The sequence below is a fragment of the Psychrobacter sp. DM8 genome (genome assembly GCF_051307025.1).
In the GTDB taxonomy this organism is placed as follows: Bacteria; Pseudomonadota; Gammaproteobacteria; order Pseudomonadales; family Moraxellaceae; genus Psychrobacter.
The window spans coordinates 2,371,398-2,386,137 of record NZ_CP195538.1; the positions used below are offsets into that span (position 1 = coordinate 2,371,398).

Consider the following 14,740-nt stretch of genomic DNA (forward strand, 5'->3'; position numbering starts at 1 on the left):
AAAACGGCTCACAGATTTTGCGGTATGGTAAGGGAGGCAATTACTTTGTTGATATAGATATTATGCGGTCACCTATGGCATTATTAAACCTAGTAGTAAAGGCAGCTACCCAAATTCACTTGCAGACGTCACTTAAGGATAACAACGGACTATGTATGACCAACTTAAAATACTAGAAAAAATGGTACTCGATATCAAAAAACAGTACCAAACTGTCAGTCACGAGCTTGCCCGTCTCAAACAGCAGCCCACTGCTGATCCAAAAGAATTGTCAGCGCTCAAAACCAAGCTTGATAATAGTGATAAAGAACGTGATAGCACCAAAAAACAGCTGGTTGATTTTGATAAGCGCTATCAAAGCTTAGCTGAAGCGCATCATATGATTGGCGAAGAGCAAGACAAACTACAAACTCAAATCAAAACCTTAGAGCAGCAAAACAGCAATCTTAAGCAAAGCAATCAAGAGCTGCAACAGCAAAACGAGACACTGCAAAAGCAAAATAGCGACTTGCAAGAAAAGAATCAACTGGCAGCTGAGCGCACGCAAGTGGTCTTAAAGCGGTTGACCCTTATCGATCAAACAGAGAGCTGATAGCGTCATTTTAATGCAAAAGAATATTGACAATATGAGCTAACCGCCCTTAAAGGTTTTTAAGTAGAGCGCTTACCCACCTATTTCTATCACCACATTTTGTAGGATTTATTATGACTAACGCCCAATCTGATGTAGCAAAAACCAAGACGGATCAAGAGCTCCAAAAGTCAGACACGACTAAAAATGACGATCTAAAAACGCAACACTCTAGCACCAGTGCGCCAAAAATAGAGTCAACAGACAAGCTAATGCCGTCATCACAAGCACCATCGCAGCACTCTAAACCGCAGCAGCCCGCTCCTAAAGAGCCGCAAATAAAAAAGGTAGATATCGCTATTGCGGGCAATAAATACCCAATCTATTGCCCAGTACATGAAGAAGAAGAGCTGCGTGCGGCAGTATCTTATATTAATAACTACGCGCTAGATCTTAAAGCTGAAGCGCCTAATCTAAGTCAAGAAAACTTACTCGTTCTATGCTGTTTGAACTTGTACGAAAAGATAAACACTAACAATAAAATCAATGATGCGCGTCATGACGAGGATAAAAAAGCAGAAGGCTTACTAAACAAAATTATAAAAGACGCGCAGTCGGTATTGTAAGCCTTTAAAAACTAAACATTAGCGATACGTCTTGCCCGCATGGAAGTCCGCTTGATGCTCATAATTACAAAAAAATAGCTCGCCTGTTTTATCCAATTGAACAGCACTCGTTGCCGTAACGTTTGCCTCATGATTGATAACTGGTGAGGCATGCTCAACGACGCCGCGATATTCAGCCAAACTATGACCGCAAAAGTTGCATATACGCGGGGTTGTAACATCACCCTCTTTTGGCATCATGCTTTTGGGCGCGCGCGGATACATAAACTTATAAAAGCCCCACATGCTAACCCAAATGATTATAAAAATAACGACAGCAGCGAACACAGCAATGCTCCTTTGATTGATCACAGATAAATATAAGATAGAGTCTACGTAAATAATCGCTATAGCACTATCGTTATACTGTTAATAAAAAACTGGCTTTATAGGCCAGTTTTTTATCGATTATGAACTATCGCCGCACGCTTAGAGTTGTAACTCACTGATATCCGCCACCGTCAAGAACAGCGCGCGCACTTGCTTAAGTAGGGCTAGCCGGTTGGCTTTGAGCGCAGTATCTTCACTATTGACCATTACCTTATCAAAGAACTGAGTAAGCGGCGCGTCTAAACGCGCGAGCGTTTGCAGTACTTGCGTGTAATCTGCAGTTTTAAGAAGCGGCGTGACATCGTTTTGCGCGTGCTGCAGGGCTTGATATAACTCTTGTTCGGCGGTCTCACTGAGCAGCTTCTCATCGGCACTATCTGATACATCGCTCTCAGACTTGGCCAAAATATTTGCCACGCGCTTGTTAGATTCTGCAAGCATACCCGCTTGAGGCAGCTCACTAAAAGCTTGTACCGCGCGAATACGTTGATCAAAATCAAGCGGCATGTGCGGGTTGATCGCTTGCACTGCTTGAATAGTATCGACGCTGACGCCTTGCTCGGTATACATTGCCCGATAGCGCGAGTTCAAAAAGGTCATGACTTGAGTAAAAGCATCACCCATTTTGGCGATTTTGCTGCCGCTCTTATCGCTATAGCCTTTAATCGCTTGCTCAACGAGCGCTATTAGATTAATCGGTAACTGCTTTTCGATCAATATACGCAAAATACCGATAGCTGAGCGGCGTAAGCTAAATGGATCTTTTGAGCCCGTCGGCGCTTGATCTATCGCAAAGATACCGACCAAGGTATCTAAACGATCTGCTAGCGCTAAGCAAATACCAATCGCGGTTTGTGGCAACTCGTCGCCGCTGAATTTGGGTAAGTACTGCTCCTCAATAGCGGCTGCGACGGCTTCTGGCTCACCATTCAAACGCGCGTAATAAGTACCTGCAATACCCTGCAATTCAGGGTATTCACCAACCAGTGAGCTGGCCAAATCTGCTTTGGACAGTATCGCTGCTCGTACCGTCTCATTGATATCTATGGTATGGCCTTGCTCTTGCATCAAAGTGGCGATAAAAGCGGCAAGTTTAGCAATACGCTCAGATTTTTCCCAAATCGTCCCAAGCTTATCTTGGAACACCCGTGTTTTTAGACTTTCCGTCAGTGCAAACAACGGCTGTTTTTGATCTTGCAAAAAGAAGAACTCAGCATCGGCCAGGCGCGGGCGCACCACTTTTTCGTTCCCTTCGATGATTTGATTGGGATCTTTTGATTCGATATTGGTGATAAAGATAAAGTAAGGTTGCAATTTGCCTTGTTTGTCCGTTAAGCAAAAGTACTTTTGATCCGCCTGCATGGTAGAGATCAGCGCCTCTTGCGGTACTTGCAAAAAGCGCGGCTCAAAACTTGCGCGCAGGGCAATTGGGAAATCTACTAAAGCAGTCACTTCATCTAGTAAATCCTGCGGAATAATAGCATTAGCATTGACCTCATCAGCTAATGTTTTAACTTGGTTTTTGATTAGCATCTGACGGGTATCAAAATCTGCAACGACTTTGAGCCCTTTTAATAAGCCCTCATAGTCATTAGCATGAGTAATGGCGTAGTACTCAGGACTATGGAAGCGATGGCCGCGCGTTTGATTGCTCGTATTGTGGCCTTGAATCGTCGCCTCAATCACCGTGTCATCCTGCATCAATACTACCCACTGCACAGGGCGAACAAATTCCTCGCGACTACTACCTGCGCGCATACGCTTGGCAATCGGCAAGTTATCTAATGCCGTTTGAAAGATACCAGGTAATAGCTCTGTCGTCGCGCGGCCCTGTATTAATTGCTCATAGCCGACATAATCGCCTTTGTCAGTATTGATAGTGATAAGCTCACTGGCCTCGATACCTAATCCTTTGGCAAAGCCCATCGCCGCGCGTGTCGGATTACCATCGCTATCGAAAGCCGCTTTTATCGCAGGCCCACGTTTTTGCTCGCTGCGATCAGGCTGGCTTTGTGCTATACCCTGAATCTGAATCGCCAAACGGCGCGGCGCGGCAAAGGCCTTGATACTATCAAAGGTAATATCAGCCTCATCTAATTGCTCTTTAACACTATGCTCTAGCGCATTACGTAAGGGTTTTAGGCTCTTTGGCGGTAGCTCTTCACAGCCTAATTCAAATAATATGGTACTCATAATGGACTCTATTTTTATAAATTCTTAATTGATATAAAAGTGTTAGTATTCATCTATTTGCGGTAAATCATCTGTAATGCTATGCCAAGGCGCTTTACTAGCAACAAAGATATGACGCTGGGGCGTAACTTGCGGATCGTTATCTAAAGTACCTAGTGGAAACCCTAGCACCTCAGGCTTGGCGTCAAACTTGGTATACATCTGTGAGCCACAAACCCTACAAAATCCTTTGTACTCACCTGATGATGACTCATAAAACGTCAGTAGCTCTTGACCTTGAGTCGTCTGCCAATCTTTTGTCAATACCACACCGCGAGTTCGAAACGCACTACTATGCAGCTTGCGACACATCGAGCAATGACAGTTTAGAACATCGGTTATGTCACCGCTGATCTGGTACACAATACCGCCGCAAAGGCAGCTGCCATAATGATTCATACTTTGCTCCACAAGCTTATTACTCGCTCTCAACTTTTGGCAAATACTTATCTAAAGCCGCTTGGCGATGCTCATCATCTGCAAGCGGGAAGCCGAGCTTGGCGCGCGCCTCGACGTAGCCAAAAGCGACTTTGCGTGCCAGCGTACGTACGCGCAAAATAAAGCGCTGACGCTCGGTTACTGAGATTGCACCGCGCGCATCGAGTAAGTTAAAAGCGTGTGAGGCTTTGAGCACCATCTCATAAGCAGGTAGCGGCAACCCTACGTCAACGAGCTTATCTGCTTGCTGCTCATAAAAGTCAAACATCTGCCCCATCATAGGCACATCTGCGCGCTCAAAGTTATAGGTCGATTGCTCCACCTCGTTTTGGTGAAAGACATCGCCATAAGTCACGCGGCCAAATTCGCCATCGGCCCAGACCAAATCATAAACGCTATCAACACCTTGCACATACATGGCTAGGCGCTCAAGACCGTAAGTAATCTCGCCTGTCACGGGGAAGCATTCGATACCGCCGACTTGCTGAAAATAAGTAAACTGCGTGACCTCCATACCGTTGAGCCAAATCTCCCAGCCAAGGCCCCACGCGCCAAGCGTAGGCGACTCCCAATTGTCCTCAACAAAACGCACATCATGCACGAGCGGATCAATACCGATCGCTCTGAGTGAGTCCAAGTACAGCTCTTGGATATTGGGCGGATTGGGCTTGAGCACGACTTGAAACTGATAATAATGCTGCAAACGATTAGGGTTGTCGCCATAACGACCGTCTGTTGGACGACGCGAGGGCTGAACGTAAGCGGCGTTCCAGCGCTCAGGCCCTAAAGAGCGCAAAAACGTCGCCGTATGAAACGTCCCTGCGCCCATCTCCATATCGTAAGGCTGCAAAATAACGCAGCCTTTTGCCGCCCAAAAGCTTTGTAGCGTCAAAATCAGATCTTGAAACGTCATCGGTTGCGTGTTTTGGTCTTGGGTCATATCTTGACTGGTCATAATAATCACTATGAATGAGGATGTTTAAAGTATAGAAACTTGCACAGTTTTTTGCTGCCAAGTTATAGTGTGCTCACCTTACTAAAAATTGATGATTTTATCTATATTTACGGCAACTATATTTATAGGGCGTGTTGAACATTCAACCATGGCACTGCTGATCGCTAAAATAGTTCCAGACACGGCGCAAGTCGAAGATAATGTCTAGACCTTAGCTAGACTTGCAACACAGTATGGGGCAATTTTAGCATCAGCCTGAAAGGACAGGACTCTTTTTTGCCGCTCCTTTAATAAAAATAGACGCTTAGAATGACTAAACTTACTATTTTTATCTTTGAATCGCCCAAAAAATAGTCTCTGTCAGTGCGTATTTGTGAATTATCAAACACGCCCTAGTTAAAGAACCTATTAATTATATTGAACATAACAAAATATAAGCAAAAAAATACCCAGATGAATGAACATCTGGGCAGGAGGAAAAGTATATCAGGCACCCTGTTTGGTCAGGATTTTATTTTTTTATAGGTTGTACGTTTTATTAATGATGCTTAGCTTACTGATAAGATTGACTACTTGCTTTTGGCATAATAATCCAAAGAATCACATAGATTAAAATACCAGGTACTGCAGCGCTCAAGGTTGATACTAAAACAAACAATACTCGTATCCACGTAGGCGACCATCCAAGGTACTCTGCAATGCCGCCCATCACACCTGCAATCATACGGTTATTGGTAGAACGATGTAACTTTACTAACTTAGCCAAATCTGACTCCTTCTTTATATTTTCTGTTATTTGTAAACTGACAATGCACTTAATATTTGTTTTATGATTATTCTCTTTATGATTATTCTCGTTGTTGTCAGTACTTTTAACTTATGAGTAATTATAGCAAGTATCTCTATATAGTCTGTTGATAGTGTAAGTGTGCTTTGTGCATATTGTGCTAATTAAGGTTGCTACAATCTGTCATTACAGCGAGTAAATAGCTGATTTTAAATAGATATTTCAAAATGTTTCAAAGATGTTTTGTTGCTCAATTATTACCTACTCTTGCTGCAATGCTATATAATTTGGCAGTCTTCAAATACAACATTAGGGCGTGTTGAACATTCAACCATGGCACTGCTGATCGCTGCTAGTTTATCAAAGCTGTGTTCCAGACACGGCGCAAGTTAAAGATAATGTCTAGACCTTAGCTAGACTTGCAACACACTGCTTATATAGAGCTGGGGGGCAATTTTAGCATCAGCCTAAAAGGACAGGACTCTTTTTTGCCGCTCCTTTGATAAAAATAGACGCTTAGAATGACTAAACTTACTATTTTTATCTTTGAATCGACTAAAAAATAGTCTCTGTCAGTGCTTATTTGTGAATTATCAAACACGCCCTATCAAAAGTGATTGGTTTATAAGGATTTTTATGTACGATACGGGTCTTATGATAGGTCATTTTGAACCGCTACATTTGGGACAAATGCGCAGTATATTGGATGCAGCAGGTCAAGCTAAAACTTTGCATATCGTCATTACCAAACACCCTTCGCCGCATCCAGACTTTGCTATTAGCTTACAAGACAAGGCGCGCTGGCTACAGATGGCTTGTGCAGATCTGCCCTTTATAAAATTGCATATTACCGATGAGATCGATTTGCCAGTGCATGAGCATTTATATAGCCAAGCTAAAGACGTTGTTATAAACATTGAGAATAGTAATGCAAAGTTGCAGCGCTTGATCGATGATTTGGCTATACCTAGTGATACGCCGCTTTTTGTTGCTCAGAATCATCCATTGGCGCAGCCCACTATCAAAGAGCAGCTCATAATGGATATTATCACAACCCCATTGCAGCTTGAGTATGACTCCTACGCTATTGCTCACAATCCTGTGGCGCACTGGTGGGCGATTCACCCACAGGCGCGCGCTAACTATACCAAGACCGTCGCTATCGTCGGCGGGGAGAGCTCTGGCAAGACGACTTTGGTGCATAAACTGGCTAACTACTATGGTGCGACCTTTGTGCTTGAGATGGGGCGCATCTACGTCGGTACGGATTTGGGCGGACGGGAGCTGGGTTTGCAATATAGCGACTATACGCCGATCGTTATTGATCATGCTGAGGCCATACGCGCAGCAAAAGCGCAGGCGAGCGCGCCGATTACTATCGTTGATACTGACTTTGTGACGACGCAGGCGTTTTGTGAAGAATATGAGGGGCGCACGCATCCTTTTGTCGCCGCATGCATCGAGGAGCTGCGCTTAGATTATACAATTATGCTCGACAACAACGTGCCTTGGGTCGCTGATGGTATGCGTACACTGGGCGATCCTGACGCACGCGGGCGCTTTGAGCAGCGACTTATTGATATATTTGCACGTCACGACATAGAGCCGCATCTGATAGACGAGCCTGATTATGATGCGCGTTATCGGCAAGCGCTTATTTTTATCGATCAGCACATCTATAATAAAATGACTTAAAAAATAAAAACTTTATACCTTATAATCTCACGCTTTTATATCCTCAAGCCCTTATATTCTCAACTACTTTTAGGACAGCACCCTTATGCGCATTCAGCTACTAGACAACATCACAGGCAAATGGTCGATGCAATGGATCGTGACTTGGTTCATCTGCGGTGTGATTGCGCTCTCAGCCGGATTTTGGCTCACCACAGACCATACTGGCTTAGATATTTTTTATTTGGGCGTGTCTTTTATTGGCTTGATTTGCGTGGTGTCGTTATCCTTTCGCAAAAACATTTTGGGCAATGGCTTTGGTATGGGAGCGACTGCTGGTGAAGTTATCGTGCAAGGAACGGCAGGCTCAGTGGGGTTAATGCTGGCGCCGCTTTTTAACTTTTTTACCCATTTATACGGCTTGTTTTACTGGTCAAAAAACACAGACGCTGATGGCGATATGATACCCAAATCAGCAAATAAGTGGGTTTGGCTCATCACTATTACCTTTATGGTGGTGGGTTTAGCCTTGTTTCCCACCATTAACGACTTACTTGCCAGCTATGGCTATGCAGTCGTTGAAGACGATAGTAGTCTGTTTTTAGGATTTATCTCGTTTTTTTGGATTAACGTTATTGCTTTTATTTTATCTATTACCGCGCAAACAGCGATGATTTTGCGTTACTCGTTTAACTGGTGGCTATGGATCATATCTAACTTTGTTTGGCTGACCGTCAATCTTATGACCGGTAATTATATCTTTGCTATTCAAACCATGGTTTATCAAGTCAATTCATTTGTCGGACTCTATGAGTGGTATCGTAGCGAGCGCGATTCGGTAAAAGTATCAGCTTAGAGCAAGATTAAGCTGCGTTTATGACCTTGGGGTTTACCAGATAACATGGTATAACGATGCAAATAGTGCTACAACTGACTGTATCCAATACTGTATTTTGCACCATTTATCTATTCACTATTACTTACTAACATGGAGGTTAGCATGTCTCGTACGTCACAAAAACGCATGTCTAAGCGCACGCTTGAGCAGTGGCTCTCTGAATACGCGGTCAGTCACCAAAACTTGGTCAACAAAAAAATTCACTGGATGGCAGTGCCTACAATCTTTGTCAGTATCTTGGGTATGGGCATGTCGCTATCGGTCTGGATTACTTTAGTACTCAGTGCGTTGGTCTTACTATTTTATATGCAGCTCTCAACGCCGCTGTTTTTGGCCATGGGTATCTTTATTCTGATTTGCTTGAGTGTGATGGCAACATTACCTATTGGCTTTAAAACGTGGGCCAGTATATTTGTCATCGCTTGGATTGGGCAGTTCATTGGTCATAAGATAGAAGGCAAAAAACCGTCGTTCTTTGAAGATTTACAGTTTTTATTGATTGGTCCTGCGTGGGTAGTCAACAGCTTAATGGGCGGAAAAAACAAGCAAACCGCTTGAGTTTTTGGCAATATAAGCCAGTAGGCCTTAATAAAATACTAGGCTTTAATAAGAGAGCGTCGATTGATTAAATATCGGTTGATGCTTTTTTTGTGAATGATGGATACACCTTTAGTCTAAAGTCTGTACGTCGTCACCGTTGACGAAAATAGCTGTCTTACCTGATAAATTAAAAACTCGTTAAAGTCTTAATGTTTGAATTTTGGCACAGTTATTTTTTAATATATAGCCTATATAGTCAGTCCAATATAAAAAAGATACAGCGGGGCTGGAATGAATTTTTTGCAGCCTCTGTCTGCGTAGGCACAGCACGCCAGAAAAATTTATACTAGTCCCGCGTTTTTGAATAACGTATCCATTTTATCTAGTGTTAACTATACCATGCGACAAGTTGACAGGCTTTTATAATATTTTGGGCAAATTACTGCTATTATCTTATGTTTGATCCAAACAGACAACAGGATGTTTGAAACTGTCTGTCTTAACCTAATCAATCAACATATGGATGTGAGCATGGCAAACTGGTCAGAGGGCTACATTAGCGATATCGACTACACGTATGGTTATTACGCAGAGCTTAGCCCTAATAACGTAAAAATCCCATTTTTGATGGCAGGACTTGAGGCACCTAAATTCACGAGCGCCTGCGAGCTTGGATTTGGTCAAGGTATGTCTATCAATGCCCATGCCGCCGCCTCAGATGTCAAATGGTACGGCACAGATTTTAACCCGTCGCAAGCCAGCTTTGCCAAAGAGCTTGCTGATATCTCAGGTAGCGCAGCTCATATCTTTGATCAGTCCTTTGGTGAGTTCTGCAATCGCGAGGATTTGCCAGATTTTGATTTTATTGGTTTGCATGGCATTTGGTCTTGGGTCTCCAATGACAACCGCGACATTATTACCGACTTTATTCGCCGCAAGCTCAAAGTCGGCGGCGTCCTCTATATCAGTTACAACACCTTACCGGGCTGGGCGGCGGCCTCCCCTATACGTCATATGCTCACTGAGCACGACCACATGCATGGTAGCCGAGGTCAAGGCATAGGCAAACGTGTTAAGGCCTCCATCGAATTTAACCAAGATCTGCTCAAGCTCTGTCAGCCGCTCATACAGCAAGTGCCCTCTATTCCGCAGCGCTTAGAGGATATCAGTAAGCAAAACTCTAACTACTTGGCTCATGAGTACTTCAATCGTGAGTGGCAGCCGATGTATTTTTCTGAGATGGCAGATTGGCTCTCACCGACCAAGACCAATTTTGCGTGCTCTGCCAGCTTTTTGGAGGATTATAATCCAAGTAGCTATAACAATGAGCAGCTGGCATTTATCGAGACGCTAGATGATCCTATGTTCGCTCAAAGCGTCAAAGACTATATGCACAATAAGCAGTTCCGCCGTGATTACTGGGTCAAAGGCGCGCGCAAGATATCTGTGGCCAAATCAGAGCAGATCTGGCACCAATTACGTTTTAAGATGATTGCTAATGCTGAGAACATTAAATATGAAGTCAATGGCGCGGCAGGTACCATTGCACTGCGTGAGGATATTTTTAAGACGGTAGTGACCTTGCTTAGCGATCATAAAATACATCAAGTCGCAGACTTACAACAGCGGCTGCCTGATGACTTCGAGCAAAACTGGCTGTTTGAGTCGTTAGCCATTTTGCATGCTCAAGGTCATATTATCTTAGTGCAAGAGGATGCGGTCATCGAAAAGGTGCAAGAGCACTGCCGCAGGCTTAACGCTTATATCATGCAGCAAAGTCTCGTTAGCCCTGAACTTGCCGCTCTAGTGAGTCCCCTTACAGGCAGCGCGACAACTTATGGCAGGTTCCATCTTATCTTTTTGCACGCCTATATTCAGGGCAAGACAACGCGGGAACAATGGGTTGATTACGCTTGGCAAGCGCTCAAGAAAAATAATCAATTACTACTAAAAGACGGTAATACGCTACAAGAGGAAAAAGACAATATTCAGGAGCTCAACCAGATGGTAGATAGCTTTGAGAAAGACACCTTGCCTATCGTCAAGAGACTACAGATCGTTGACTGATCTGTAATCTCTTTTATGCAGATTTTAGACAAAAAAAAGCCTCACAACTTTATTAAAGTTGTGAGGCTTTTGCTCTGTACCTGCTTTTGCACTATATCTGTGAGGACAGGAGCCATATTTGGAGCGGGAAAAGAGATTCGAACTCTCGACCCCAACCTTGGCAAGGTTATGCTCTACCACTGAGCTATTCCCGCATGATCAAAACGTAGTAGTTAAACTATTACCTCTCGATAGGCTGGCTATTTTAGCAACTATCCTGCTCATGTCAACCGCTATTTTTGCTTTTGATGACACAGGTCATAACCTACGATGACGAAATATACTCCATTTAGGGGTATCGCTTTGATATCATGATAAATTTTATCATGGATAAATTATAAAACGCCAACTATTCTCTGATAACTTTTTACTTTATGCTGCTTTTTATCCCTTATGCTCATCATTCTTTGTACGGATTGCTGATTTTGCAAAAGGGTACAGCGACATAATAGAGTAACTTTTACGGTCTTAACTGAGCTTATAACATCATTATCATACTAAAAAATATATTTTTTTACTTTTGCTGAGCTTGACTTTTGCTATGCTTAATCTAATTTGAAGCTCTCGCTTTGGGACAATAGGTTAGTTATATACTGACTTTTATTCTTAAGTGACAGCTAGATTTTATCTTTGTACCACTTCATTTTATTACGGGGATTACTATTATGAAAAAATTACTCACGACAACAGTAATGGCAGCATCGCTATCTGGTCTGGCGCTGACAGGATGTACCAGTACGACCAATAGTGGCGCAGTTGGCGTTGATCGCCAGCAGTTACTGCTAGTCTCTAATGAACAAGTATTGCAAATGTCAGCGCAAAGCTATGCTAAAACATTGCAAGATGCCAAAAAAGCTCGCGTACTCGATACCAACGCAGCACAGCTTCAGCGCCTAAAGAACATTGCCAATCGCCTAGTCGGTCAAGTTGGCGTGTATCGTCCAGACGCGGCCAAGTGGAACTGGGAAGTTCATACGATTAAGTCTAATCAGCTCAACGCTTTTGTTATGCCAGGCGGCAAGATTATGTTCTACTCAGGTATTATTGATCGTCTCAATCTAAGCGATGATGAGATTGCCGCTATCATGGGTCATGAAATCTCACATGCGCTACGTGAGCATTCACGTGAGCGTATCTCGCGCCAGTATGCCACTCAGACGGGTATCGGCGTAGCAGCTAGCATTTTTGGCTTATCACAAGGTCAAGCAGAGCTCGCGAACGTTGCAGGCGATCTGGGTTTGAGTCGTCCGCACAGTCGCACGCAAGAGAGTGAAGCGGATCAGATCGGTCTTGAGCTCATGGCACGCGCAGGCTACAATCCGCAAGCAGCGATTACGCTCTGGCAAAAAATGCAACGCGCAAGCCAAGGTGAGCCGCCACAGTTTTTGAGTACTCACCCAACAAGTGGCAACCGTATCGCTGAGATACAATCATTATTGCCAAAGGTTATGCCGCTATATCAAAGATCGCGCCGTTAGTTTGTTCTACTAGTTAGTTTGTTCTACTAGTTAGTTTGTTCTACTAAAAGTATCAAGATAGCTAAAGTAGCGGAGCGTTATAGAAGTATGCGCTCCGCTTTTTTATGCGCGGTACAACTCACTTTGGTTCTCACGATGTCTGTTATAATGACATAAATATTATAGTTTTTAGTAGAGCGCGTTTTATAGGGATTACCATGAATAATAATATGCCAACAGCAACAGCGCTAAAGAGCGCGCTACAGACTTTGCACCCTGAGTATTTAGAGCTGGTCAATGAGTCGATGAATCATGCAGGCTATTTTGAAGGTAAAGAGAGCCATTTTAAACTCACACTGGTCAGTGACGCTTTTGACGCTAAGCGTCTGGTCGCGCGTCACCAATTGGTATATGACGCGGTAGCAGAGTTGCTGACTTCAAAGGGCGGCATGGTACACGCTTTGGCTATTCATGCCTATACGCCTGCCGAATGGCAAGCGCAGGGAGTTAGCCCTGAGAGTCCCTTGTGCGCGGGACAAAACCTATAAAGTCACCTAATTTAATCTAAACATTGCGCTACAGGAACCTACCTTCAATGAAACATCTACATACGCTTCTAGCACTTATTGTCATCGGCCTCTTTATCTATCAAAGTATTTTGGTGCTAAGTGCTAATAAACAAGCGCCGCGAGTTATCAAAATTGCTAATCATATCGTCTATCTACTCATTATCGTGTCGGGTGCTTGGATGCTCATGCAGCTGATGAGCGTCAACGCCCCAGTGCAATGGGTATTTGCTAAGATCATACTGCTAGTCGCGGCGATTAGCGCCAGTATCAAAGCCTTTAAGCCTGATGCGACCCCTAGCCAGAGCAAAGTGGGTATCATCATTGCAGGTATTGCTTATGCCAGTATTGTAACTTTGGCTTATACAAAACCTGAGAACTTTTTTTAAGAACGCCCTAGTGATTTTAGCTTAGGTTCTAGCTTAAATAAGTGTTAGCGTCAGACTCTAGACCTAGACCCTTATTTGCTTTGTTATTGCTATCTTCAACTATTCGTTTTATAGTAATGCAATCAATTAGATACACCCCTTTATACTTTAGCCCACTGGAATGATTATGAAAAATTTGAGCAAATCGACGGTATTGGCAGCGGCCAGTGTGCTGGCTTTGGCAGGCTGTGCCTCTACTGGCAATGTGACACCGCAATATGTACCGCCTAGCACTTATCAGAGCTATGACTGTCAATCACTCAGTCAAGAATATGCCCGCGTTGAGCGTTATGTCGATGCTACTCGCAATGAGCAATCGACGATAGCAGCATCAGGCGTTGGCGTTGGTATCTCGGCTGGACGTTGGGGTATCTCGCCTAACATTAGCGTCGGACTAGGCAAAAGCAACAATACTAAAGCGCGTGATGCGAAGTTATCTAGGCTGTACGGCGAAGCTGACGCTATTATCCAGTCCGCGCGCGTCAAGCGTTGCACCTTTGCTAACGGTATAAAGATATATGGTGAGTAGTACTATTTAGATTTAAAATAGGAAAGCCAATACGGGATTACCGTATTGGCTTTTTTGATGATAGCACCTTAGTCAATATAAACATTAAGACTTTAAACTATTCACCCATTGCACGATTTGGCTCGTTGGTAGGGCGCCAGATTGCCGCGCGACCTCTTTGCCCCCTCTAAAGGCCACGATCGTTGGCAGACTACGAATATTATAAGGCGCTGCCGCTTGCTCGTATTTGTCCGTCTGCAACTTGGCAAAGACAACTTGCGGCAATTGCTTGGCGGCGTCTTTGAACTGCGGCGCCATCATTAAGCACGGCTGACACCAACTCGCCCAAAAATCTACAATCGTTAGTACGTCATTTTTTTGAATGACTTTGTTAGCCGTTTGAGCGCTTAGCTCTTGTGGACTTGCTGTCAGTAGCGACTGGCTACATTTGCCGCAATTAGGCTGTGCGCTTAGGCGCTCAGCGGGCAGACGATTGGTTGTCTGACAATGCGGGCAGACAATGTGAAAACCTTCTATACTCATAAAGACTCCTATTTTAATTATTTTTGGTTTTAGGCGTATTGT

16 protein-coding genes and 1 tRNA gene are annotated in these 14,740 nt (G+C 43.8%); 10 read left to right on the forward strand and 7 right to left on the reverse strand.

Annotated features, from left to right (window positions below; all coding sequences use genetic code 11):
- The first annotated feature begins 151 nt into the window (after positions 1-151).
- Positions 152-592 (forward strand): hypothetical protein, encoded by a 441-nt coding sequence (locus ACR64J_RS10135; RefSeq protein WP_435949569.1) that lies wholly within the window; start codon positions 152-154, stop codon positions 590-592.
- 113 nt (positions 593-705) lie between these two features.
- Positions 706-1,197 carry a cell division protein ZapA gene (locus tag ACR64J_RS10140; RefSeq protein WP_435949570.1) on the forward strand — a complete coding sequence of 164 codons (492 nt, stop codon included), beginning with the start codon at positions 706-708 and terminating at the stop codon, positions 1,195-1,197.
- A gap of 18 nt (positions 1,198-1,215) precedes the next feature.
- Here ACR64J_RS10140 and ACR64J_RS10145 read toward each other — a convergent pair whose 3' ends face one another.
- The 5 genes from ACR64J_RS10145 to ACR64J_RS10165 all read right to left on the reverse strand — a co-directional run bounded on the left by ACR64J_RS10145 (position 1,216) and on the right by ACR64J_RS10165 (position 5,957).
- On the reverse strand, positions 1,216-1,524 hold the full coding sequence (locus tag ACR64J_RS10145) for a hypothetical protein (protein ID WP_435949572.1): 309 nt from the start codon (positions 1,522-1,524) through the stop codon (positions 1,216-1,218).
- Between the two features lie 141 nt (positions 1,525-1,665).
- Positions 1,666-3,759 carry a glycine--tRNA ligase subunit beta gene (gene glyS, locus ACR64J_RS10150; RefSeq protein WP_435949574.1) on the reverse strand — a complete coding sequence of 698 codons (2,094 nt, stop codon included), beginning with the start codon at positions 3,757-3,759 and terminating at the stop codon, positions 1,666-1,668.
- Between the two features lie 42 nt (positions 3,760-3,801).
- Positions 3,802-4,197 (reverse strand): GFA family protein, encoded by a 396-nt coding sequence (locus tag ACR64J_RS10155; RefSeq protein WP_435949576.1) that lies wholly within the window; start codon positions 4,195-4,197, stop codon positions 3,802-3,804.
- A 19-nt stretch (positions 4,198-4,216) separates the two neighbouring features.
- A complete protein-coding gene (gene glyQ / locus ACR64J_RS10160) occupies positions 4,217-5,191 on the reverse strand; it encodes a glycine--tRNA ligase subunit alpha (RefSeq protein ID WP_435949577.1) in 975 nt (324 codons plus the stop codon).
- A gap of 553 nt (positions 5,192-5,744) precedes the next feature.
- Positions 5,745-5,957 carry a PspC domain-containing protein gene (locus ACR64J_RS10165; protein ID WP_317199141.1) on the reverse strand — a complete coding sequence of 71 codons (213 nt, stop codon included), beginning with the start codon at positions 5,955-5,957 and terminating at the stop codon, positions 5,745-5,747.
- A gap of 657 nt (positions 5,958-6,614) precedes the next feature.
- On the opposite strand from ACR64J_RS10165, the gene nadR reads away from it, so the two are divergent.
- The 4 genes from nadR to ACR64J_RS10185 all read left to right on the forward strand — a co-directional run bounded on the left by nadR (position 6,615) and on the right by ACR64J_RS10185 (position 11,157).
- A complete protein-coding gene (nadR, locus tag ACR64J_RS10170; RefSeq protein ID WP_435949579.1) occupies positions 6,615-7,673 on the forward strand; it encodes a multifunctional transcriptional regulator/nicotinamide-nucleotide adenylyltransferase/ribosylnicotinamide kinase NadR in 1,059 nt (352 codons plus the stop codon).
- Between the two features lie 85 nt (positions 7,674-7,758).
- Positions 7,759-8,508 (forward strand): nicotinamide riboside transporter PnuC, encoded by a 750-nt coding sequence (gene pnuC, locus ACR64J_RS10175; protein WP_435949581.1) that lies wholly within the window; start codon positions 7,759-7,761, stop codon positions 8,506-8,508.
- Between the two features lie 144 nt (positions 8,509-8,652).
- Positions 8,653-9,108 (forward strand): DUF962 domain-containing protein, encoded by a 456-nt coding sequence (locus tag ACR64J_RS10180; RefSeq protein ID WP_317199144.1) that lies wholly within the window; start codon positions 8,653-8,655, stop codon positions 9,106-9,108.
- Positions 9,109-9,621: 513 nt separating this feature from the next.
- The gene (locus tag ACR64J_RS10185; protein ID WP_435949583.1) at positions 9,622-11,157 is read left to right on the forward strand and encodes a class I SAM-dependent methyltransferase; all 1,536 of its coding nucleotides are present in this window, start codon (positions 9,622-9,624) and stop codon (positions 11,155-11,157) included.
- Between the two features lie 119 nt (positions 11,158-11,276).
- On the opposite strand, the gene ACR64J_RS10190 is transcribed toward ACR64J_RS10185, so the two are convergent.
- A tRNA-Gly gene (locus ACR64J_RS10190) sits at positions 11,277-11,351 on the reverse strand.
- Between the two features lie 510 nt (positions 11,352-11,861).
- Between ACR64J_RS10190 and ACR64J_RS10195 the strand changes: the two genes are divergently transcribed.
- The 4 genes from ACR64J_RS10195 to ACR64J_RS10210 all read left to right on the forward strand — a co-directional run bounded on the left by ACR64J_RS10195 (position 11,862) and on the right by ACR64J_RS10210 (position 14,176).
- Entirely contained in the window at positions 11,862-12,674 is an 813-nt protein-coding gene (locus tag ACR64J_RS10195; protein ID WP_435949584.1) for a M48 family metallopeptidase, read from the forward strand.
- A gap of 197 nt (positions 12,675-12,871) precedes the next feature.
- Positions 12,872-13,201: a BolA family protein gene (locus ACR64J_RS10200; protein ID WP_435949585.1), complete on the forward strand. Its 330-nt coding sequence runs from the start codon at positions 12,872-12,874 to the stop codon at positions 13,199-13,201.
- A 47-nt stretch (positions 13,202-13,248) separates the two neighbouring features.
- A complete protein-coding gene (locus tag ACR64J_RS10205; RefSeq protein ID WP_317199148.1) occupies positions 13,249-13,608 on the forward strand; it encodes a SirB2 family protein in 360 nt (119 codons plus the stop codon).
- 166 nt (positions 13,609-13,774) lie between these two features.
- Positions 13,775-14,176 carry a hypothetical protein gene (locus ACR64J_RS10210; RefSeq protein WP_317199149.1) on the forward strand — a complete coding sequence of 134 codons (402 nt, stop codon included), beginning with the start codon at positions 13,775-13,777 and terminating at the stop codon, positions 14,174-14,176.
- An 84-nt stretch (positions 14,177-14,260) separates the two neighbouring features.
- On the opposite strand, the gene trxC is transcribed toward ACR64J_RS10210, so the two are convergent.
- The gene (gene trxC, locus ACR64J_RS10215) at positions 14,261-14,698 is read right to left on the reverse strand and encodes a thioredoxin TrxC (protein ID WP_435949588.1); all 438 of its coding nucleotides are present in this window, start codon (positions 14,696-14,698) and stop codon (positions 14,261-14,263) included.
- Positions 14,699-14,740 lie beyond the last annotated feature (42 nt).